15 protein-coding genes are annotated in these 24,986 nt (G+C 39.3%); 14 read left to right on the top strand and 1 reads right to left on the bottom strand.

Translation table 11 applies throughout. The annotated features are described in order from the left end of the window. Positions 1-109 precede the first annotated feature (109 nt). From H8787_RS05235 to secA, 6 genes are all read left to right on the top strand, one after another. Positions 110-7,618, top strand: a complete 7,509-nt coding sequence (locus H8787_RS05235; protein ID WP_187327608.1) for an LPXTG cell wall anchor domain-containing protein — start codon at positions 110-112, stop codon at positions 7,616-7,618. 219 nt (positions 7,619-7,837) lie between these two features. Continuing rightward, positions 7,838-9,052, top strand: a complete 1,215-nt coding sequence (locus H8787_RS05240; protein WP_049476486.1) for a glycosyltransferase — start codon at positions 7,838-7,840, stop codon at positions 9,050-9,052. A gap of 84 nt (positions 9,053-9,136) precedes the next feature. Further along, complete coding sequence (locus H8787_RS05245) at positions 9,137-9,730, top strand: DivIVA domain-containing protein (RefSeq protein ID WP_187327609.1); 594 nt, start codon at positions 9,137-9,139, stop codon at positions 9,728-9,730. Continuing rightward, on the top strand, positions 9,727-10,296 hold the full coding sequence (locus tag H8787_RS05250; RefSeq protein ID WP_115263095.1) for a DivIVA domain-containing protein: 570 nt from the start codon (positions 9,727-9,729) through the stop codon (positions 10,294-10,296). The genes H8787_RS05245 and H8787_RS05250 overlap by 4 nt, the downstream gene beginning before the upstream one ends. 3 nt (positions 10,297-10,299) lie before the next feature. Next, positions 10,300-10,749, top strand: coding sequence for a hypothetical protein (locus tag H8787_RS05255; RefSeq protein WP_048801095.1), 450 nt, complete (start codon positions 10,300-10,302; stop codon positions 10,747-10,749). Positions 10,750-10,840: 91 nt separating this feature from the next. Beyond that, the gene (gene secA, locus H8787_RS05260; RefSeq protein WP_187327610.1) at positions 10,841-13,177 is read left to right on the top strand and encodes a preprotein translocase subunit SecA; all 2,337 of its coding nucleotides are present in this window, start codon (positions 10,841-10,843) and stop codon (positions 13,175-13,177) included. Between the two features lie 224 nt (positions 13,178-13,401). Here the strand turns inward: secA and H8787_RS05265 are convergent, their stop codons facing one another. Then, entirely contained in the window at positions 13,402-13,665 is a 264-nt protein-coding gene (locus H8787_RS05265) for a metal-sensing transcriptional repressor (RefSeq protein WP_187327611.1), read from the bottom strand. A gap of 219 nt (positions 13,666-13,884) precedes the next feature. On the opposite strand from H8787_RS05265, the gene H8787_RS05270 reads away from it, so the two are divergent. The 8 genes from H8787_RS05270 (at position 13,885) to H8787_RS05305 (ending at position 24,978) form a co-directional block, all read left to right on the top strand. Further along, positions 13,885-14,442 carry a DivIVA domain-containing protein gene (locus H8787_RS05270; RefSeq protein ID WP_049476491.1) on the top strand — a complete coding sequence of 186 codons (558 nt, stop codon included), beginning with the start codon at positions 13,885-13,887 and terminating at the stop codon, positions 14,440-14,442. A gap of 17 nt (positions 14,443-14,459) precedes the next feature. Then, positions 14,460-14,894 carry a hypothetical protein gene (locus H8787_RS05275; RefSeq protein WP_049480558.1) on the top strand — a complete coding sequence of 145 codons (435 nt, stop codon included), beginning with the start codon at positions 14,460-14,462 and terminating at the stop codon, positions 14,892-14,894. A gap of 12 nt (positions 14,895-14,906) precedes the next feature. Then, positions 14,907-16,403 (top strand): glycosyltransferase, encoded by a 1,497-nt coding sequence (locus H8787_RS05280; protein WP_187327612.1) that lies wholly within the window; start codon positions 14,907-14,909, stop codon positions 16,401-16,403. 30 nt (positions 16,404-16,433) lie between these two features. Then, positions 16,434-21,812 (top strand): G5 domain-containing protein, encoded by a 5,379-nt coding sequence (locus tag H8787_RS05285; RefSeq protein ID WP_187327613.1) that lies wholly within the window; start codon positions 16,434-16,436, stop codon positions 21,810-21,812. 389 nt (positions 21,813-22,201) lie between these two features. Further along, the gene (locus H8787_RS05290) at positions 22,202-22,426 is read left to right on the top strand and encodes a hypothetical protein (protein WP_262350669.1); all 225 of its coding nucleotides are present in this window, start codon (positions 22,202-22,204) and stop codon (positions 22,424-22,426) included. Between the two features lie 265 nt (positions 22,427-22,691). Then, positions 22,692-23,210, top strand: a complete 519-nt coding sequence (gene rimM / locus H8787_RS05295; RefSeq protein ID WP_187327615.1) for a ribosome maturation factor RimM — start codon at positions 22,692-22,694, stop codon at positions 23,208-23,210. Next, on the top strand, positions 23,200-23,934 hold the full coding sequence (trmD, locus tag H8787_RS05300) for a tRNA (guanosine(37)-N1)-methyltransferase TrmD (RefSeq protein WP_115263100.1): 735 nt from the start codon (positions 23,200-23,202) through the stop codon (positions 23,932-23,934). Before rimM ends, trmD begins: the two co-directional genes overlap by 11 nt. 120 nt (positions 23,935-24,054) lie before the next feature. Beyond that, the gene (locus tag H8787_RS05305; RefSeq protein WP_006267085.1) at positions 24,055-24,978 is read left to right on the top strand and encodes a metal ABC transporter solute-binding protein, Zn/Mn family; all 924 of its coding nucleotides are present in this window, start codon (positions 24,055-24,057) and stop codon (positions 24,976-24,978) included. Positions 24,979-24,986 lie beyond the last annotated feature (8 nt).

Genomic DNA, 24,986 nt, shown 5'->3' on the forward strand with positions numbered 1-24,986 from the left:
ATTAAAAATTAAAGAATATCAAAGTTCAAGGCGAAGAAATTTCAAAATAATAAATTAACTATAAATCATATCCTGTTATCAATATATAAAGAGAGGAAGAAAATAAGATATGGATTGGAAAAAACACGAAAAGTATTCTATAAGAAAGTTAAGTATTGGTGTTGCTTCTATTTTGGTAGGACAATTTTTTGTCAATCATGTTCAAGAAGTAAAAGCGGACGAAGCGACAGCGGCTTTGGTTGATGAGCAAGCTACAGAGGCTGCTACTTCTTCTACTGTAGCTAATGCTGGAACTAATGTTGAAAATACAGGGAGAACCTCCCCTAGCGCTGTTAATTCAAGTGAAAAAGAGGACTCTACAACGCCTCCTACCGTTGAAACCGTAGCACCAACTACTACAGCTTCAGAAAATCCAGCACCAACTAAGCAAGTATCACCAGAGCCAAAAACAACGAGTGATTCACAATCAGTAACTGGAAAAACAATAGTTTCTAAATCCGAAGCATCAGCGACGATGTCAGAGAAAACGCCAACAACTGCGAATAAGTCAGAGAATAGTTCTTCAACCGAAGAAGCAGAAACCTCTTCAGTTTCTTCGCCTGTTGATAAAAGTCAATCAAATATGTCTTCTCATACAAGTAGTGTCTCGTCCAATCAAGCAATGAATGATAAGTCTAAGACGCATTCTGATATGTTAAGAACAAAAGGAGGAAGTATAGGAGAAGAGCGTGATGCAAATAATACACAGAACGGCACAGCTACGGCAGTTCATCAAGACGGAAGTCCAGTAAGTTGGACAAGTGAGTCAAATCCAGGGAAAGTTGTTCAAGATTTCAAGAAAAACGAAGAGTTAAAGAAGATATTTGAAAAGATCCAATTTACTTCTACTGGAGCTGTTGTTAAATTAGCTGCAGGAGCAGAATATAGAACTGATTATAAAGACACGGGACGTAGGGGAGGAAAGTCTGGTGGTAAAGTTCAGATACCACCTGGTGTATTTCATACAAAGGATTATATTCCAGAGTATCATTGGAGTGGTCCAGGTCGTCATTCAGGTATCCACTATAGAGAACCTAAAGGAACTGCCTTTTGGATGCACGGGTTAAAATATGTCAAAACGCTGCCAAATGGCGAAATGGTTTTTGATTATATTGATAATGAGCTTGTTAAATTAGAGAGTCTGACGGATATTGTAAAACACAATATAGAAGGTATGAAACGTGACGAAGGTGAAGAATCTTCTAGTACTAGAAGAACCACTTTATTAACAGAGTATAAAAATAATGTTTATACTCCTATGAAACCGATTGTACATAAAGCTAATGATGCAGCTACGGCAGTTCATCAAGACGGAAGTCCAGTAAGTTGGACAAATGAGTCAAATCCAGGGAAAGTTGTTCAAGATTTCAAGAAAAACGAAGAGTTAAAGAAGATATTTGAAAAGATCCAATTTACTTCTACTGGAGCTGTTGTTAAATTAGCTGCAGGAGCAGAATATAGAACTGATTATAAAGACACGGGACGTAGGGGAGGAAAGTCTGGTGGTAAAGTTCAGATACCACCTGGTGTATTTCATACAAAGGATTATATTCCAGAGTATCATTGGAGTGGTCCAGGTCGTCATTCAGGTATCCACTATAGAGAACCTAAAGGAACTGCCTTTTGGATGCACGGGTTAAAATATGTCAAAACGCTGCCAAATGGCGAAATGGTTTTTGATTATATTGATAATGAGCTTGTTAAATTAGAGAGTCTGACGGATATTGTAAAACACAATATAGAAGGTATGAAACGTGACGAAGGTGAAGAATCTTCTAGTACTAGAAGAACCACTTTATTAACAGAGTATAAAAATAATGTTTATACTCCTATGAAACCGATTGTACATAAAGCTAATGATGCAGCTACGGCAGTTCATCAAGACGGAAGTCCAGTAAGTTGGACAAATGAGTCAAATCCAGGGAAAGTTGTTCAAGATTTCAAGAAAAACGAAGAGTTAAAGAAGATATTTGAAAAGATCCAATTTACTTCTACTGGAGCTGTTGTTAAATTAGCTGCAGGAGCAGAATATAGAACTGATTATAAAGACACGGGACGTAGGGGAGGAAAGTCTGGTGGTAAAGTTCAGATACCACCTGGTGTATTTCATACAAAGGATTATATTCCAGAGTATCATTGGAGTGGTCCAGGTCGTCATTCAGGTATCCACTATAGAGAACCTAAAGGAACTGCCTTTTGGATGCACGGGTTAAAATATGTCAAAACGCTGCCAAATGGCGAAATGGTTTTTGATTATATTGATAATGAGCTTGTTAAATTAGAGAGTCTGACGGATATTGTAAAACACAATATAGAAGGTATGAAACGTGACGAAGGTGAAGAATCTTCTAGTACTAGAAGAACCACTTTATTAACAGAGTATAAAAATAATGTTTATACTCCTATGAAACCGATTGTACATACCGGTTCAGGAACCAACACCGGTTCAGGAACGAATACAGGTTCAGGAACTAACACAGGTAGCGGCACGAACACCGGTTCAGGAACCAACACCGGTTCAGGAACCAACACAGGTAGCGGCACGAACACAGGTTCCGGCACTAACACAGGTGGCGGTACGAACACAGGTAGCGGAACCAACACTGGCACAGGCACTAACACCGGTAGTGGCACGAACACAGGTTCAGGCACTAACACAGGTAGCGGAACCAATACCGGCTCAGGAACGAATACCGGTTCAGGAACGAATACAGGTTCAGGAACTAACACCGGTTCAGGAACGAATACCGGTTCAGGAACCAATACCGGTTCAGGAACCAACACCGGTTCAGGAACGAATACAGGTTCAGGAACTAACACAGGTAGCGGCACGAACACCGGTTCAGGAACCAACACCGGTTCAGGAACCAACACAGGTAGCGGCACGAACACAGGTTCCGGCACTAACACAGGTGGCGGTACGAACACAGGTAGCGGAACCAACACTGGCACAGGCACTAACACCGGTAGTGGCACGAACACAGGTTCAGGCACTAACACAGGTAGCGGCAGCAACACAGGTTCAGGAACCAATACAGGTAGCGGTACGAACACAGGTAGCGGAACCAATACCGGCTCAGGAACGAATACAGGTAGCGGAACGAATACAGGTAGCGGCAGCAACACAGGTTCAGGAACCAATACAGGTAGCGGTACGAACACCGGCTCAGGAACCAATACAGGTAGCGGTACGAACACAGGTAGCGGAACCAATACCGGCTCAGGAACGAATACAGGTTCAGGAACTAACACCGGTTCAGGAACGAATACCGGTTCAGGAACGAATACCGGTTCAGGAACCAATACCGGTTCAGGAACCAACACCGGTTCAGGAACGAATACAGGTTCAGGAACTAACACAGGTAGCGGCACGAACACAGGTTCAGGCACTAACACAGGTAGCGGCACGAACACAGGTTCAGGCACTAACACAGGTGGCGGTACGAACACAGGTAGCGGAACCAACACTGGCACAGGCACTAACACCGGTAGTGGCACGAACACAGGTTCAGGCACTAACACAGGTAGCGGAACCAATACCGGCTCAGGAACGAATACCGGTTCAGGAACGAATACAGGTTCAGGAACTAACACCGGTTCAGGAACGAATACCGGTTCAGGAACCAATACCGGTTCAGGAACCAATACCGGTTCAGGAACCAACACCGGTTCAGGAACGAATACAGGTTCAGGAACTAACACAGGTAGCGGCACGAACACCGGTTCAGGAACCAACACCGGTTCAGGAACCAACACAGGTAGCGGCACGAACACAGGTTCCGGCACTAACACAGGTGGCGGTACGAACACAGGTAGCGGAACCAACACTGGCACAGGCACTAACACCGGTAGTGGCACGAACACAGGTTCAGGCACTAACACAGGTAGCGGCAGCAACACAGGTTCAGGAACCAATACAGGTAGCGGTACGAACACAGGTAGCGGAACCAATACCGGCTCAGGAACGAATACAGGTAGCGGAACGAATACAGGTAGCGGCAGCAACACAGGTTCAGGAACCAATACAGGTAGCGGTACGAACACCGGCTCAGGAACCAATACAGGTAGCGGTACGAACACAGGTAGCGGAACCAATACCGGCTCAGGAACGAATACAGGTTCAGGAACTAACACCGGTTCAGGAACGAATACAGGTAGCGGAACCAATACCGGCTCAGGCACGAACACAGGTAGCGGAACCAATACCGGCTCAGGCACGAATACAGGTTCAGGAACTAACACCGGTTCAGGAACGAATACAGGTTCAGGAACGAATACAGGTAGCGGCAGCAACACAGGTTCAGGAACCAACACCGGTTCAGGAACCAACACAGGTAGCGGCACGAACACAGGTTCCGGCACTAACACAGGTGGCGGTACGAACACAGGTAGCGGAACCAACACTGGCACAGGCACTAACACCGGTAGTGGCACGAACACAGGTTCAGGCACTAACACAGGTAGCGGAACCAATACCGGCTCAGGAACGAATACCGGTTCAGGAACGAATACAGGTTCAGGAACTAACACCGGTTCAGGAACGAATACCGGTTCAGGAACCAACACCGGTTCAGGAACCAACACAGGTAGCGGCACGAACACAGGTTCCGGCACTAACACAGGTGGCGGTACGAACACAGGTAGCGGAACCAACACTGGCACAGGCACTAACACCGGTAGTGGCACGAACACAGGTTCAGGCACTAACACAGGTAGCGGAACCAATACCGGCTCAGGAACGAATACCGGTTCAGGAACGAATACAGGTTCAGGAACTAACACCGGTTCAGGAACGAATACCGGTTCAGGAACCAATACCGGTTCAGGAACCAACACCGGTTCAGGAACGAATACAGGTTCAGGAACTAACACAGGTAGCGGCACGAACACCGGTTCAGGAACCAACACCGGTTCAGGAACCAACACAGGTAGCGGCACGAACACAGGTTCCGGCACTAACACAGGTGGCGGTACGAACACAGGTAGCGGAACCAACACTGGCACAGGCACTAACACCGGTAGTGGCACGAACACAGGTTCAGGCACTAACACAGGTAGCGGAACCAATACCGGCTCAGGAACGAATACAGGTTCAGGAACGAATACAGGTTCAGGAACTAACACCGGTTCAGGAACGAATACCGGTTCAGGAACCAATACCGGTTCAGGAACCAACACCGGTTCAGGAACCAACACCGGTTCAGGAACGAATACAGGTTCAGGAACTAACACAGGTAGCGGCACGAACACAGGTTCAGGCACTAACACAGGTAGCGGCACGAACACAGGTTCCGGCACTAACACAGGTGGCGGTACGAACACAGGTAGCGGAACCAACACTGGCACAGGCACTAACACCGGTAGTGGCACGAACACAGGTTCAGGCACTAACACAGGTAGCGGAACCAATACCGGCTCAGGAACGAATACCGGTTCAGGAACGAATACAGGTTCAGGAACTAACACCGGTTCAGGAACGAATACCGGTTCAGGAACCAATACCGGTTCAGGAACCAATACCGGTTCAGGAACCAACACCGGTTCAGGAACGAATACAGGTTCAGGAACTAACACAGGTAGCGGCACGAACACCGGTTCAGGAACCAACACCGGTTCAGGAACCAACACAGGTAGCGGCACGAACACAGGTTCCGGCACTAACACAGGTGGCGGTACGAACACAGGTAGCGGAACCAACACTGGCACAGGCACTAACACCGGTAGTGGCACGAACACAGGTTCAGGCACTAACACAGGTAGCGGCAGCAACACAGGTTCAGGAACCAATACAGGTAGCGGTACGAACACAGGTAGCGGAACCAATACCGGCTCAGGAACGAATACAGGTAGCGGAACGAATACAGGTAGCGGCAGCAACACAGGTTCAGGAACCAATACAGGTAGCGGTACGAACACCGGCTCAGGAACCAATACAGGTAGCGGTACGAACACAGGTAGCGGAACCAATACCGGCTCAGGAACGAATACAGGTTCAGGAACTAACACCGGTTCAGGAACGAATACAGGTAGCGGAACCAATACCGGCTCAGGCACGAACACAGGTAGCGGAACCAATACCGGCTCAGGCACGAATACAGGTTCAGGAACTAACACCGGTTCAGGAACGAATACAGGTAGCGGCAGCAACACAGGTTCAGGAACCAACACCGGTTCAGGAACCAACACAGGTAGCGGCACGAACACAGGTTCCGGCACTAACACAGGTGGCGGTACGAACACAGGTAGCGGAACCAACACTGGCACAGGCACTAACACCGGTAGTGGCACGAACACAGGTTCAGGCACTAACACAGGTAGCGGAACCAATACCGGCTCAGGAACGAATACCGGTTCAGGAACGAATACAGGTTCAGGAACTAACACCGGTTCAGGAACGAATACCGGTTCAGGAACCAACACCGGTTCAGGAACCAACACAGGTAGCGGCACGAACACAGGTTCCGGCACTAACACAGGTGGCGGTACGAACACAGGTAGCGGAACCAACACTGGCACAGGCACTAACACCGGTAGTGGCACGAACACAGGTTCAGGCACTAACACAGGTAGCGGAACCAATACCGGCTCAGGAACGAATACCGGTTCAGGAACGAATACAGGTTCAGGAACTAACACCGGTTCAGGAACGAATACCGGTTCAGGAACCAATACCGGTTCAGGAACCAACACCGGTTCAGGAACGAATACAGGTTCAGGAACTAACACAGGTAGCGGCACGAACACCGGTTCAGGAACCAACACCGGTTCAGGAACCAACACAGGTAGCGGCACGAACACAGGTTCCGGCACTAACACAGGTGGCGGTACGAACACAGGTAGCGGAACCAACACTGGCACAGGCACTAACACCGGTAGTGGCACGAACACAGGTTCAGGCACTAACACAGGTAGCGGAACCAATACCGGCTCAGGAACGAATACCGGTTCAGGAACGAATACAGGTTCAGGAACTAACACCGGTTCAGGAACGAATACCGGTTCAGGAACCAATACCGGTTCAGGAACCAACACCGGTTCAGGAACCAACACAGGTAGCGGCACGAACACAGGTTCCGGCACTAACACAGGTGGCGGTACGAACACCGGTTCAGGAACCAACACCGGTTCAGGAACCAACACAGGTAGCGGCACGAACACAGGTTCAGGCACTAACACAGGTAGCGGAACCAACACTGGCACAGGCACTAACACCGGTAGTGGCACGAACACAGGTTCAGGCACTAACACAGGTAGCGGCAGCAACACAGGTTCAGGAACCAATACAGGTAGCGGTACGAACACCGGCTCAGGAACTAACACCGGTTCAGGCAGCAACACAGGTAGCGGAACATCAATCATTAATCCAATGAATTTAAGTCGTACTAGAATTGTTAGAAGAGATTCGGGAGCTTCTGTTTCAAATCGTAATGTAGATGTAGCACAAGGTGTAACACGTGGTTCAAATCGTTTACCACAAACTGGTGAAAGTAATGATATGACTTTATCCCTTCTTGGCAGTGCGACTATTCTTAGTCTATTAGGTGTAGTACAAATGCGTCGTAAAAAGGATGGTCAATAGTGGTGAGTCTAGGAAAAATGATTTTTCTTATAAAATCTTAGAAAAATAAGGTTTGCCTTGATTCTAAAACAGACAACTTTTAATATAAAAAGTTGTCTGTTTGGATTTTATATAATAGATAAATACTAGATATCACTTATTAAATAAACTGTTGGACTGGTTGCAGTTTATAAAAAAGAGGATATGCCTCTTTAATATGAAACAATGTGAAGGAGAAATATGGCAACAATTTGTTTAAATATGATTGTTAAAAATGAAGCTCATATTATAAAAGAGACCTTAGATAATATTTGCCAATATATTCCACTGGATTATTGGGTTATTAGTGATACGGGTTCCACTGACAATACTATTTCTGAAATACAAGAGTTTTTTCAAGAGAAAGAGATTCCTGGTGAATTATATCAGGATGATTGGGAAAATTTTGCTGTTAATCGTACACTGGCCTTGAGGCATGCAGACGGTAAAAGCGATTATATTTTTGTCTTTGACGCAGACGATCGTTTTGAAGGTGAAATTCATTTGCCTGATCTGGTAGCAGATGGATATTCTTTTAGGTTAAAAGATGATAATGGTGCAGTATATGACCGTTTACTCTTATTTAAGAATAATCCAGAGTTTCATTGGAGAAGTGTTGTTCATGAGTATATTGTGACAGGTGATAAAAATTGGCATGTAAAGATTGACGGTGATTATAATGTATTATCCGGTCGATTTGGGGGACGTAGTCAGAATCCTAATAAATACTATGATGATGCACAAGTGCTGGTTGCTGCATTTTACAATCCAAATAAAGATGTAGATTTGAAACCACGCTATGCTTTTTATGCTGGTCAATCCTTTATGGCAGCAGGAATGATCCAAGAGGCAAGTGAATGGTATTTAAAATTTATAGAAATTGGTTATTGGGATCAAGAAATATCATCTGCTTATGCACGTGTGGGATGTTGTTTTGAACAATTGGGAGACGAAGCTAAAGCTATGTATTATTGGTTAAAAGGGTATGAATATTATCCTCAGAGATTAGAAAGTTTATATGAAGCTATTCGTTATTCGCGTGAACATGGGAATTATCACTTAGCATATGTATTCGCTAAAGCTGCTAAAGATGCTCATATCCCAGAAAAGGAAGCCATTGTAATACATCTGCCAATTTATCAATTTTTGTTGCATTATGAGTTAGCAATGATTTCCTACCATGTGGGAGAATTGAAACAAGGATGGGAAAGTGCTAAACGTGTATTGTTTAGCAAAGAGGCTTTCCATTGGACAAAATATCAAGTATCAGAAATTTTGCTCAACTATTTACCTGTTTTTAAAGCAGATAGTTGGAATAATCGTCAGGCAGTGATAGAGATTCTTGAGAATTTTGAATGTGAAGGAGCTTCTGTTTCAGAAGTGCTCGCAGAATTACGTCAGTTGAATACTTTTTAATTTGTTTTCTAAAAAATCAAGTTAAAATGAGAGCTTTTATTCTGCTATTTAGATTAAAGTTAATAATTTTTAAGGAATATAAATATGGAATTATCGAAAAAGTTGATTGGATATTCACCAGCTAAGGTTAGAAAAGAGCTATCAATATTAGAAAAAAGGACGGAAGACCTTCAAATACTTTTACAAGAAAAAAACAAACAGAACCAAGATTTAAAGCGTGATTTAGAATACTTTAAGAGTCGAGAAGACTTATTTAAGCCAATTCTAAATCAGGCAACTGATTTATCAGAAGAACTGATTTCACGGGGAGAAGGAGAGGCTGAAGCTATTATTGAAACGACAAGACAAGAACTGTTATCAAAACGAGCAGAGCAGATATTTTTAGACGATGATATTAAAGCAAAAAAACAAATGATTCTAGAACAAGAGGTATTAATTAAAAACGACATACGAAACAAATTAATGCAATTGTTAGAATATTTAAGGTCTTCAGATTCTCGTCTCTTGGATTCTAATATAAAGACAGCAACCTCCGTTATAGATGAACTAGGTACAAGATTGATGACCTTGATTCAATCATTAGACAGAGATAAGGCAGAAATCCGTTTGAAAGAAAGCGAGGGAGAATCTGTACCTGAATTTTCAATTGAAACGAATATAAGGGGTAACAAGAAATGAAAAAAAAATTATTTTCGAAATCTATTTTTGGATATGATGTTGATAAAGTTGAAACAGAGATTGAGAAATTAAATGAACAAATTCGTCAATTGAATGTTGAAATTACATTAGCAGAAAATGTTGAGCGAGAGTTAGCTGAACAAGTAAGACAGTATAAAGAAAACGAGTCTCAGCTTATCGAAATTCCAATGCAAGCTCAAAATAGTACTAAAGAAATGATAGCTAGTGCCAATAAAAATTCGGTTGAAATGAAAGATAAATATAACATCCAGTGTGAAGAATGGCTCATAAGCAATAAAGAAGAGTATGATTATTTAAATGAAATGTTAAAACAGATTTTAAATCGTCGTGATACTATGATGACGACATTAGAAAAGCTATTAGAACATTACATTGCTGATTTAGATAGTATACATCTTTCTTTAGATAAAGAATATAAACTTCAAGAATTGGATTTGCTTAAAGAAGAAGCTAAAAAAGATGAAGAAAAGAACATTATTAACTTTCCTTTACAAGAAGATGATCAGAACGATATTCCACTATTAACTATCAGAAAGGTAAAATAGAGCATGGAAGAGTTAGAAAAACTAAATCAAGATTTTCAACAACTTTTAGTCCAGAATGATTTTCCAATGAAAGTGAGTTTTAATGATAATCAATGGCTTTATCAAGGGAAATTAGAAATATCAGACTATCATATTCTGGATTTTGCAATTTCATTTAGAAAAATTGGAATGCTAGAAGGAGCGATTTGCCAAATTATATTTAATAATGTAGGCTTTTGTAAATCCTATGAAAAAAGAGGTGAATGGTTAGAATTTCTGAACCAATTGAACGTCGAAATGGGACTTTATTATTATTTAGGTTTAGAAAATGACGGGCGCATCTTTGCGCGACACATTACGAAAGTTCATCATGATGTTCAGATGATTTATGATCTATTAAATGAAGGGGCGAATGTTATGGTGTATGTTATTGAACAAATGGAAGAAAAATTTGGTCCAATTGTGAGTTTTTAATGAAATAGCGAAATATTGTTATTACATTGAAAGACAATTTTTCTTATTCATAAGTAAGGGTAACGTAGGATGTTTTAGAAATTGAAAAATAATGGAATTAAACATAAGAAAATTATTTAGTAAAAACCTCTTAGAATTGCACAAATATCGTAAATTAGCGAGTAGTATTGAGCAACTTCAAAATAATTATAAAAATTATTCAGAAAGTGACTTTAAAAAAGAAACTTTGTGGTTTAGAGAACGTCTTGTTAAGGGAGAAACTTTAGATCATATTCTCCCTGAAGCTTATGCTTTAGCCTGCGAAGCTATACATCGTTTATTTGGTTTTAGACTTCATACAGTTCAAATTATGGGAGCAATTTCTTTACATGGTGGTAATATTGCTGAGATGAAAACCGGTGAAGGAAAGACTGTGACAGCAGTATTACCAGTATATTTAAATGCTTTGAGTGGTGATGGCGTTCATGTTGTGACAGTTAATGATTATTTAGTCAAACGAGATGCCGAAGAAATGAAGCCGGTATATACTTTGCTAGGACTGAGCGTTGGTATTAATGCAAGTAATTCTAAATTATCTAAATCTGATAAAAGAGCAGCCTATAATTGTGATGTTACTTATACGACAAGTAGTGAATTGGGATTTGATTATTTAAGAGATAACTTAGTAACAGATATTTCTGATCGTGTTCAGCGAACATTGAATTATGCTGTGATTGACGAAGTGGATTCGGTTTTATTGGATGAGGCAAAAACCCCATTGATTATATCAGGTGGTTCATTAAAATCTGGAAATTTGTATTTTCAAGCTGATTATTTTGTTAAGAGTTTACATGAAGATACTGATTATATGATTGATATTCCGACTAAAGCGATTGCTTTGACGGAATTAGGGATTAAAAAAGCAGAATCTATTTTTAAGATTCGTAATTTGTATTCTAACCATAATATAAAATTAGTTCATCATATAGACCAAGCATTAAAAGCAAATTATACGATGGAGAAAAATATTGATTATGTAGTAAATGATGACGAAGTTCAACTTGTTGATAGTTTTACAGGACGTATTTTGATTGGGCGGCGTTTTTCTCATGGTTTACATCAAGCATTAGAAGCTAAAGAGAATGTTACTATAAAAGATGAAAATAAAACTCTTGCAACAATAACATTTCAAAATTTTTTTAGAATGTATAGCAAATTATCTGGAATGACAGGAACTGGAAAGACGGAAGAATTAGAATTTCAAGAAGTGTATAATATGACTGTTCATGTTATTCCGACAAATAAACCTATTTTAAGATTTGATGATCAAGATTTGATTTTTACTACATTAGATAGTAAGTTTCATGCTGTTGTGAAAGAAATTCAAAAACGCTATGCAATTGGTCAACCTGTGTTAGTTGGAACAGTATCTATTGAAAGCTCAGAACGTCTATCAAGAATGTTGACAAATGTTCTGATTCCTCATCATGTTTTGAATGCTAAAAGTAACCAAGCAGAAGCTGAAATCATAAAATTAGCTGGTCAAAAATATGCAGTGACGGTAGCGACCAATATGGCTGGTCGAGGAACAGATATTAAATTGACTCAGGAAGTTCGTGATTTAGGTGGTCTTTGTGTGATTGGCACGGAAAGGCATGACAACCGTCGAATTGATAATCAGCTTAGAGGAAGATCGGGGCGCCAGGGAGAGCCGGGATATTCACGATTTTATATTTCTTTAGAAGATGAGCTACTTGTTCGACGTGGAGGAGAACAAATTAAAAAGCTTTTGAAAAAACTAAAAGTAGATGCTGCTCCTATAGAAAGTAAAATGCTCAGTCGTTATATAGAATCTGCGCAATTACAAGTTGAAGGAAATAACTATGATGACCGACTTAAAGTTTTGCAATATGATAATGTCATAGCAGAGCAAAGACGCATTATATATAACGAGCGCACTCGATTATTAAAGATGAATGGTGGTTTATCAAGATATTTTGAACAGATTATCCGTCGCACACTCAATAAAACTATAAATAATTATTGGCAAGGTTCTAGTAGTGAAAAGATATATGAGTTATTAGACAATTTACAGGATTTTTCCTTAGTATTATCAAGCGATCAAGTGCATAACTTGGAATCTAAAACACAATCATTCATAGAACGATTTTTAGCAGAGCAGGCTTTACTTTTTTATCGAGTAAAAAAAGCACAATTAGGTGAAGCTTTTTCTGAAGATAATATCAAATTAATACTTTTAAGCATTATTGATGAAGAGTGGACAGCACATATTGATTTAATGGAAATAACTCGTCAAAGTATTGGAATGCGTGCTTATGCTCAAAATATTCCATTGATTGAATATCAGCGAGAAGCTTTTGAGCAATTTAAGACAATGATTCAGCAAATTGAAACAAAATTAACTTTGTTTTTATTGCAAACTTATTGAAAAAAGTTGCTGTGATTTAACTTTGCTGAGAATGAATGTCAGTTAAAAGCATTTCATGTCATGATAACTTCCTAGTCTTAATTTGTTCAAGAAGTCTATATTGGTATTTTTAAGGCTATCATTAATGTGTCATCTGCACTTAATAAATTTTAAAGAATAGGGTAATGATTTTAGTACGTACTTCAAAATAAATCGATTGAGATTTTACTCAACCGATTTATTTTTTATTTATCATGTTCCCTTACAAGATATTTAATGACTTTTTCTATCCTTTTTCTTTGTTTTTTGGGGTCGTCCAGAGGATTGTCTAAACAAGTATATAGATGCTTTGTTATCACCAATTCCATGACGCGGTTAATACTTGAACGTACTGCTGTTAGCTGAACAATAATATCCATACACTCACGTTCTTCTTCTAGCATCTTTTGTATTCCTCTAAGTTGTCCTTCAGAGCGTTTCAAACGCATAATAAGTTTCTCTCGTTCCATATTTTGTGTAGTCTCCAGCGTATGTTTTTAATTATTCTATATTAAAATTTTCCAATAGTCAAATATGGGGCTTGCTATAAAACACTTACTATGATATATTATATATACCGTATACCACTACAGGGTATGTAGGAGGTGAAATATAGAAAATTAAAATATTGTTTTTGAGCAGTCCGTGCGTTTATAGAAACAAGAAAGGAGAATAGAGAATCAGTGTCAATGAAAAAACAGTTATTATTTGGGTATTCTAAATCAAAAACGGATGATTATATTGTCTCTCTTTTAGAGGAGAAAGAAAGAATTCAGAAAAAGCTAAATTACTATATGGATATTAGTGAGTCCTTAAAAGAGCAAGTGAAAGTTTACCAATCTAGAGAAGAGGAAATCACTCAGATTTTAGTAGAGGCTCGGAAAAGTGCAGATAAGATTATTCTTGACGCAAAAGAAGAGGCTGATAAATTGATGAGAGGTGTGGAAGATGATGTTCAGCAACGCTTAGAGGTTGCTGAGAAAGATATTCGTTTGCTTTCGGATCTAAAGCAACAAATCTTGGTACAAGAGCAAAGTATGAAGCATTCTGTTGAGAAGTTGTTAAATGATTATTTAAATGCGGTGATGTCAATCGATGTTCGCTTGTTATCAGAGCAGGAAGAGGAAGTATCTGACAAAATAGAAGAAAGTCAAGAAACAATTCAAAAAAATAGAAAGATTATTTCCTTTTCGAAAGAATACAACAACATAGAGAAAGAGAGTATTCCAATCTATAATTTTGATTGATGAATAAGGAGGTAAATGTGGATCAAATAAATGAAAAATTTCAACGGTTCTTAGATGGGAAGAAATTTGCTCTAAAGAAACAAGAAACAGATCAGTCTTGGATCTATCAAGGGAAGTTGCAAATCAACGAATTTCATATGGTTGACTTTGCAATTCAGTTAGATAAGGAAGACAAGGAAGCAATTTATCAAATCGTTTTTACAAATATTGCTTATTGTAGGAATCTTGAAGAGCGTTCCAAGTGGGAATCTCTAGTAAATGAATTGAATGTAGAACAAGCGGGAAGCTATTATTTTTGTATAGATAATGATGGAAAAGTTTTTTTGCGTCATATCGGGATTGTGAAAGATGATTTAGAGCAGTTGTTCAGAATATTGACTTCGGCTGGAGAGGTCATTCGCCAAGCCTCTCAAAAAATTGAACATCAATTTGGTGTGACAGTTATTTTATAGAAAGAGTAAAGAATGTTATATTTTGTAGATATTGGAATGATTTCTGGAGTTCCGTTTGGAATTGAAAAAGCACAAATTCGAAGGCAACGTTTTTTAGACGAACTATCAATTCCATATCGTTATATTGCTTTAAAACACAATCCAAATGTTAATCAGCTTCAAGATTACAAAGAGAATGGTTATGACATAAATAATGTTCAATTGATGTTACAAGTATTTACGGATTTACCTTTTGATGATTATTCTTATGATAAAAAGAAGTTTTTAGAAGAGTTACCTGCAAGTCCTTTATCTATTGAAGAAAATGAAGAAACAAATGAATTGATTGTGACTATGGAGAGTGGTGATATATACAGGTGCCTCTTGTTTGGTGACCGGAAACGAATTTTTCTTGTGAAGCATTATGAAAAGAATAGTCTAAAGGAAGTTGATTATTATTCGACTCAAAAATACCTTAGCATTATTTATAAAGATATTGAGCAAGATGGAGTTCATTTTTTAGAAAATTCAGAATACAATTATTATAATTCAAAAGGTGAAATTGTTCTCAAGAAAATAATTGATACTTATACTTCGGAAAAATATGTATATAATGGGAAAACGTTTGACCTCAGTCAACTATTAGAGATTTATTTTCAGAAGCAGGGCATTATCAATAAAGATGTAATTGTTTTTGAAAGAATTGAGCCTAAATTATATCCGTTCATTTTAAATCATCAGACAGCTCGCATAGCCTACTATCTTCATGAGACGATAGAGAACTATGATGGAGAAGTCTTTGGTTTTATAGCTGATAATTTATCCTTAATTGGTCGTGGGATTGACTTTGTTTTATCGACAGAGATTGGTCAGCCTGATAAAGTAAGAAATTATGTACATCAGCACTTTAATCAAAAGGCTAGAGTTTATTTTGTCCCGGTTATGCATGTGGAGGAGCATGCTATCTGTAAAATTCGGAAAAGAAATAGTTTTTTAAGCGTTTCAAATCTTGTACCAGGTAAAGGTATTAAAGCTGCAATTGAAGCCGTTGTACGAGCTAGGAAAATTATTTCAGATATAAGCTACGACATATACGGAGACGGAATATTATATCATGAGTTGCAAGAGTTGATTGATCAGCATGAGGCAAATGATTATATTCAGTTAAAAGGTTTTCACAAGAATATCATGACTAAATATTCTGATTATGAAGCGTATCTTGCTTCATCGTATTCAGAAGCATTTGCAACGACATTGGTGGAAGCTATGAACCAAGGAGTCGCTTTGATTGCGAGAGGCAATGTTGCGATTCATCAAGCTTATGTAGATGAGAATAAAAATGGTTATTTGATTAATAATAAAGACTATGTCAATGGATTAGCTGAAAAGATTGTCCGGTATTGTCGTTTGTTAGAGAAAGACTCGTTTGCTCAGGCAGCTTACGATAAGTCTCTTGAGTTATTTTCATATAAAATGGTTCAAAATGCTTGGAAAAAAGTGATCGTTCAAGAACAAATAGAATCCATATAATAAAGAAGAAAGAAGGAAGAAGGAAATATTATGGAATGGGAAAAAAGACAGAAATTTTCAATTAGAAAATTAGCAGTAGGGGTAGCCTCGGTGTTAGTTGGTCAATTATTTGTAGGTGCTACTTTGCAGGATCAGGTTGCTGAGGCAGATAGCCTTAGCGCAAGTACAACTGAAGTGCTGACAGAAAAAGAAGCCACTACTTCTACAAATGCGGATAGCGCCTTGTCAACAAAAAACAATCAAGAAATCTTGACTACTTCAGCTGCACCTTCAAAAACAGGAACTACTTCAACAGAAAATCAAGCAGTTGCAGAAACAGCAAGAGATTCTGCAATCTCGGAAAATCCTGTAAGTAGTACAAATGAGGATAAAGCAGTTGAACAACCAGCCACAGCTGAATCATCGCAATCACCAAATGCTCCTGTGACTGCTGTTGAGAAAGAGAGCACATCTGTTGCAAATAAGGAAGCTCAACCACAACCTAAAAACCTTGAAATGGTTTCTCGGTCGCCAAAGGCGCCCGTTGAAAACGAGAAAAATAATCCATCATCTGGAGTTAATATTTCACCATCAGGGACTGATCTAATCCCGCCGAGCACATATGATCTTGATATTCGTTCACAGACTGAAAACGAAAATACTAAGAAAACAAATCAAATAGCTGAAAAGTTACTTTCTTTGGCAAAAGAACATCAACCAGAGGTTGAAAAAAAGAAAAGTGTGACACACCGGATCACATCTTCAAATGATAACAAGTATGATTATGGCTATACTGTCATAGAGGATGTGGATGGGAAATTAAAGTATAGAGCAGGTATTCTGGGATTGGAAAAACCTGCAGATTATACTAATAGGAATGATAAAGGGCCTTTTTCGAAGGAGTTGACAGATGCGGAGGAAGCAAAAGCGAATGGCTATTCTTTTTATAATAATAAAGAGTTTCAAGAAGTCACTCCAGAAGTAGCTAAAAAGTTGGCAAAAAGCAATGCGAAACTCTATATGATCACCAAAGAGCAAGTTCAAAAATATATTGACGGAGATAAAAAATATACACGAACTTATACATTTGGAGAGTTATATGAGATTAAGGAAGAGGACGATGATTCTAATAAAGATTTACTCCTTGAAAGCAAAACAAAGGGAGATAAGTCAGGGATTGCATTTAATTTCAAAAGTGAAAGCCTAAAAGAAACAGAAACGAAACCAGCTGAAGTTGCCAAGAAAATATGGAGTGGTGTTCAGCATAATCCCACAGCAAAAATCCGACCTGTTGTGACTAAAGGACATGGTGATGAAGATAAATACGAAGCATTCACATTTGAAACTTGGGATAAGAAATCTTACGCTTTAGATTTGTTACAAGATAATTCCAAAAATAAAATCGAGTATGGTCATTTAGGCTATGAAAAAGTGGACTATGATACACGCAGAGAAGATGGAACATTGGCAACGGTGTACTATAGAGTGTATCGCCGGAATATTAAAAATGAACTGGAAGGAAAACGAACAAAGACCGTTGAAGATGATGGACATTATAACAAGAAAGATACATATTCTGTATTACAGAAAGATGAACGCCATTTTATCACCTATAAGTTGGAATGGGTAGGTGAAAAACCGAATCCTTTAATGGCGAAAGGAGAGACGAAGACTTATCAATATAAAATTGTTGCCTATTATGATGGAACACAAAAAGTTTATGAGACAGAAGTCAAAACTGTCACGCTCCAAGGCTGGGATATGATTTCAAAGGATAGCCAAAGTCATCAATATACAGGAACAACTCATAAGCAAGTTTACGATAGATGGGATGATTGGTACAAAAAGGAATATTCTACAGGTCATTCTCTAAATGTTGTAACTCAGGCGAATGGTGTGATTGAAGGAGGAATAGGTGGTAGATGGAATTCAAGTGGTAGATGGGATAAAATTGAGAGAGATTCATCGTCTAGTTTGTTGGCTCGTGCAGGCTTCCAAATAGACCAAGATGCCCAAAGTTTTAAAGATTATCGTGGAGAAAGCTATGAACTAACCAATAAGGATAAACAACCGTATGCTTATGAAGCGATTGTCCGGCAAGTTCCTTTTGAAACAGAAATCCGTGAAAATAAAAATCTTCCAAAAGGGACGCGAAATATCATCAAATTTGGTGAGACGGGAGAAGATAATGTCACTTATGCTTATGATAAAGACCATGCCTATTACGGTAAGGAGCATTTCTTTGAGTATTTCGCTAAAGAAATAAGTCGTAAGCGTCTGAAAGACCCTGTCAAAGCGATTGTTGAAGTTGGGACACAAGAAGTAACGATTGAAAAAGAAACCGTCACGACAAAAATCCCTTACACAACAGAGTACGAATTTGACTATAATTTGCCATATGGTACACAAACCGAGACACAAAAAGGTGAAGATGGCGAACGGACGATTGTGTATAACAAACGGATAGTGAATGGGAAATTAGAAGGACGCTATGAAATTTCTAACTCAGTCACTAGAGAAGCGAAGCCGCGAAAAATAAAAGTTGGAATGAAAGTTACTGTTAATGCCACTCATAGTGGATTGACCGATCCGCAGCCAACATTAGGTGTAGATGGAGATACTTATATCAACTTAAGCACAAAGGATCTATTCAAACGAGAAAATGGAGTATGGGTCAAGAAAGGCAATTTCAAAGGAGAAACAGGTAAAGATGGACAAGCCGGCAAAGACGGACAAGCAGGTAAAGACGGTAAGTCAGCTTATGACATCTGGAAAGAATTACCAGGTAATGCCAATAAGACACCTGACGATTATGTGAAGTCTCTCAAAGGAGAGAAGGGCGACAAAGGTGATGCTGGTAAAGATGGTAAGTCAGCCTACGACATCTGGAAAGAATTACCAGGCAATGCCAATAAGACCCCTGACGATTACGTGAAGTCTCTCAAGGGTGACAAGGGCGATAAAGGCGATAAGGGTGACGCTGGTAAAGACGGTAAGTCAGCCTATGACATCTGGAAAGAACAGCCAGGCAATAGCAATAAGACACCTGATGATTATGTGAAGTCCCTCAAAGGTGATAAAGGTGACAAGGGTGATAAAGGTGATAAAGGTGATGCTGGTAAGTCAGCTTACGACATCTGGAAAGAATTACCAGGTAATGCCAATAAGACACCTGACGATTATGTGAAGTCTCTCAAAGGTGACAAGGGAGACAAAGGTGATAAAGGTGACGCCGGTAAAGACGGTAAGTCAGCCTACGAAATCTGGAAAGAACAGCCAGGCAATGCCAATAAGACACCTGACGATTACGTGAAGTCTCTCAAGGGTGACAAGGGCGATAAAGGTGATATGGGTGACGCAGGTAAAGATGGTAAGTCAGCCTACGACATCTGGAAAGAATTACCGGGTAATGCCAATAAGACCCCTGACGATTATGTGAAGTCCCTCAAAGGAGACAAGGGCGATAAGGGTGACGCTGGTAAAGATGGTAAGTCAGCCTACGACATCTGGAAAGAATTGCCAGGTAATGCCAATAAGACACCTGACGATTACGTGAAGTCCCTCAAAGGAGACAAAGGCGATAAAGGTGATGCTGGTAAGTCAGCTTATGACATCTGGAAAGAATTACCAGGCAATAGCAATAAGACCCCTGACGATTACGTGAAGTCCCTCAAAGGCGATAAAGGCGACAAAGGTGATAAAGGTGATAAAGGTGACGCTGGTAAGTCAGCTTACGACATCTGGAAAGAATTGCCAGGCAATGCCAATAAGACCCCTGACGATTACGTGAAGTCCCTCAAAGGCGACAAAGGTGATAAAGGTGATAAAGGTGATAAAGGTGACGCTGGTAAGTCAGCTTACGACATCTGGAAAGAATTGCCGGGTAATAGCAATAAGACCCCTGACGATTACGTGAAGTCCCTCAAAGGAGACAAGGGCGACAAAGGCGATAAGGGTGACGCTGGTAAGTCAGCCTACGACATCTGGAAAGAATTGCCAGGTAATAGCAATAAGACCCCTGACGATTACGTGAAATCCCTCAAAGGTGATAAAGGTGACAAGGGCGATAAAGGTGATAAAGGTGACGCTGGTAAAGACGGTCAAAACGGTAAGTCTGCTTATGACATCTGGAAAGAACAACCAGGCAATGGCAATAAGACCCCTGACGATTACGTGAAGTCTCTCAAAGGAGACAAGGGCGATAAAGGAGATAAGGGTGATGCTGGTAAGTCAGCTTACGACATCTGGAAAGAATTACCGGGTAATAGCAATAAGACCCCTGACGATTACGTGAAGTCTCTCAAAGGAGACAAGGGCGATAAAGGAGATAAGGGTGATGCTGGTAAGTCAGCTTACGACATCTGGAAAGAATTACCGGGCAATGCCAACAAGACCCCTGATGATTACGTGAAGTCTCTCAAGGGTGACAAGGGCGATAAAGGTGATAAAGGTGATGCTGGTAAGTCAGCTTACGACATCTGGAAAGAATTGCCAGGTAATAGCAATAAGACACCTGATGATTACGTGAAGTCCCTCAAAGGAGACAAAGGCGATAAAGGTGATGCTGGTAAGTCAGCTTATGACATCTGGAAAGAATTACCAGGCAATAGCAATAAGACCCCTGACGATTACGTGAAGTCCCTCAAAGGTGATAAAGGCGACAAAGGTGATAAAGGTGATAAAGGTGACGCTGGTAAGTCAGCTTACGACATCTGGAAAGAATTGCCAGGCAATGCCAATAAGACCCCTGACGATTACGTGAAGTCCCTCAAAGGCGACAAAGGTGATAAAGGTGATAAAGGTGATAAAGGTGACGCTGGTAAGTCAGCCTACGACATCTGGAAAGAATTGCCAGGTAATGCCAATAAGACACCTGACGATTACGTGAAGTCCCTCAAAGGAGACAAGGGCGACAAAGGCGATAAGGGTGACGCTGGTAAGTCAGCCTACGACATCTGGAAAGAATTGCCAGGTAATAGCAATAAGACCCCTGACGATTACGTGAAATCCCTCAAAGGTGATAAAGGAGACAAGGGCGATAAAGGTGATAAGGGTGACGCAGGTAAAGACGGTAAAGACGGTAAAGATGGCAATACACATCAAGGCGGTAAGTCTAATCCAGATGGTAATACACATCAAACTGACCAGAATATCCAAAACGGAAATAATAATCAGGTCGGAAACAAGAAATCAAATACATTTGCCTCTGTTCAAAATTCAGTGGCTCCAACTAATTTGGGTTACAGATCAAAAGTTCCGTTTTCAAATGTTCAATCAGTGGGATCTAAGTTTACCTCTGTTGGAACTGCGAATACTAAATTACCAAAAACAGGCACTAAAGAATTTCCATTCTTGCCTTTAATAGGCTTAGTCGGTCTAGCGTCTTCAGCTACTTTAATTGGTAAGTCATGGAAGAGAAAGGAAGAATAAAATGTAAATGTATTGTTAAGTTATCTCCTTTAGAAATGGGATGGGAATACTCCCATCTCATTTTCTTTTATAAATAGACAGGGTAAGGGTGTTCTATTTTATAAGATTTTAGAATTATAAAAGTATAAATTCTATTTTCAAATGGTCACTCGGAAATTTTAAAATTTACCTCTGTTAGTTTAACTATCTTAACTGCTATGATTGGCAATTATGGAAAAGAATGACTCTATGTATTGATAGTTTTTTAGTGAGTGGGATAAAAACATTTTTGTTCAGCTTACTCATTTTTATAAAAATAGGAGGTAGTGATTTAACTATCTCTTACTAAAAGAAGAAAAGTAGGTACCTTTTAAGAGTAGTTTTTTCATTGTTATGGAGAGGTTTTGGAAGTGGAAAATGTTGATATCATGTTAAAAAAGATTGAACTAATTATCGAATTACTGTGTGCTAAGAAAATCTCAGCTTACAGAATTTGTAAAGAAACGAATTACTTAGTTTCTCAAACTAGCTTATTTTATCTTAGAGATGGCAAAGTAAGGGTACAGAGTATTAAATTTACAACAGCGCAGGCCTTATTAGAATGGTTTGATGCAAATTATGATAGATATAAATAATATAATAATAGTTCAAACTAGTATTTAAATCGTGGTTCAAAAATTGATAAACAGTAATTATAGAAAAATAATTACTTACAGGTTGGTTAAGCTTGAAAGCCAAGTTTTAAAGTCTGATGTTAATTGTTGAGGCGATAAAAAGCGAGGGACAATTATCGCTCTCCATCCCCTATTAAGATTTGTCTTAGTAGGGGTTTTTGTTTTCTTGAGAATTCCCTTTATTCATGATAAAATAAAAAAGATAATGCTAGTACTTGGAGAGAAAATGAACTATTATAATGTTGGAAAGATTGTGAATACGCAAGGTTTGCAAGGTGAAATGCGTGTACTATCGGTGACGGATTTTGCAGAGGAACGTTTTAAAAAGGGAAGTATGTTAGCCCTTTTCGATAAGAAAGATAATTTTGTCACGAATGTGGAAATTTCCAGTCATCGTAAGATGAAAAATTTTGATATTATCAAATTCAAAGGAATGTACCATATCAATGACATTGAGAAATATCGTGATTTTACTTTGAAAGTGGCTGAAGAAGATTTATCGGATTTAGATGAAGGCGAATTTTACTATCATGAAATTATTGGCTTGAATGTTTATGAACAGGATATTTTGATTGGAACAATTAAAGAAATTTTGCAGCCCGGTGCTAATGATGTCTGGGTGGTAAAGCGCAAAGGCAAGCGTGATTTACTGTTGCCTTATATTCCACCTGCTGTATTGAATATTGATCTTGAAAATAGTCGAGTAGATGTGGAAATTCCGGAAGGACTGGACGATGAAGATTGATATTTTGACCCTATTTCCGGAGATGTTTGCCCCTTTAGAGCATTCAATAGTTGGCAAGGCACGCGAAAAAGGATTACTAGAGATTCACTATCATAATTTTCGAGAAAATGCAGAGAAATCGAGACACGTTGATGACGAGCCTTATGGGGGCGGTCAGGGAATGCTGCTCAGAGCGCAACCAATTTTTGATGCTTATGATGCGATTGAAAAAAATCAGCCACGAGTCGTTTTGTTGGATCCTGCTGGTCGAACATTTAATCAAGCCTATGCGGAAGAACTTTCTCAAGAAGAAGAATTAATCTTTATCTGCGGGCATTATGAAGGTTATGATGAGCGGATTAAGAGTTTGGTGACAGACGAGGTTTCTCTTGGAGATTATGTTTTGACCGGTGGAGAGTTGGCTGCTATGACGATGATTGATGCGACGGTACGACTGATTCCTGAAGTTCTTGGTAAGGAAGTTAGTCATACTGATGACAGTTTTTCATCAGGTCTTTTAGAATATCCTCAATATACGCGCCCTTATGATTTTCGTGGAATGGTTGTGCCAGATATTTTGATGAGCGGTCATCATGAAAATATTCGAAAATGGCGTCTGTATGAGAGTCTGAAAAAGACTTATGAACGTCGTCCAGATTTATTAGAAAAATATGAATTAACAGCCGAAGAAGAAGGAATGCTAGAAGAGATTCATAGAGAAAAGAGCAATGATATAAAAGATTAAAAGTTTTCTAATTTAGAGGGCTTTTTCTTATTGTTAAAAAAATAGATAAAAAATTCTTGACAGTTAATTTCTATCGTGGTATCATATTAACCGGTTAATAAACTGGTTAAGGAGTAGTTTATGAAATTAAAGAAATATCTATTTTCTATTTTTGTGGTAGGATTGACTTTGTTGTTGACAGCGTGTGGAACAAGTCCAAAAAAACAGAGTAAAGGTCTGAAAATTGTAACAAGTTTTTACCCGATTTATGCCATGGTCAAAGAAGTATCAGGCGATTTAAACGATGTTCGGATGATTCAATCAAGTAGCGGTATTCATTCCTTTGAACCATCAGCCAACGATGTAGCAGCTATCTATGATGCAGATGTCTTTGTTTATCATTCTCATACGTTAGAATCTTGGGCTGGAAGTTTAGATCCGAGTTTGAAAAAATCTAAAGTGAAGGTACTTGAAGCTTCAGAAGGGATGAAGCTGGAGCGTGTGCCGGGATTAGAAGATGTAGCTGCTGGTGAAGGAGTGGATGAAAAGACTCTTTACGATCCACACACGTGGTTAGACCCAGAAAAAGTGGCAGAAGAAGCACAGATTATCGCTGATAAACTTTCGAAGATTGATAGTAAAAATAAAGAAACCTATCAAAAAAACGCGAAAGAGCTGGCAGGTAAGGCAAAAGAATTGACTAAAAAATATCAACCGATTTTCAAAGCTGCAAGGCAAAAAACATTTGTGACTCAGCATACTGCCTTTTCTTATTTGGCGAAGCGATTTGGATTGAGGCAGTTGGGGATTGCCGGGATTTCTCCAGAGCAGGAACCAAGTCCGCGCCAATTGACGGAAATTGAAGAATTTGTCAAAACTTATAAAGTTAAAACCATTTTTGTGGAAAGTAATGCTTCATCAAAAGTTGCGAAAACTTTGGTCAAATCTACAGGCGTTAAACTAAAACAATTAAACCCTTTGGAAGCTGATCCGCAAAATAATCATACTTATCTTGAAAATCTAGAAGCCAATCTAGCGACATTGGCAAAAGAATTGAAAAAATGAGGAGAATC

It is taken from the genome of Streptococcus sp. NSJ-72, assembly GCF_014334035.1.
Classification (GTDB): domain Bacteria; phylum Bacillota; class Bacilli; order Lactobacillales; family Streptococcaceae; genus Streptococcus; species Streptococcus constellatus.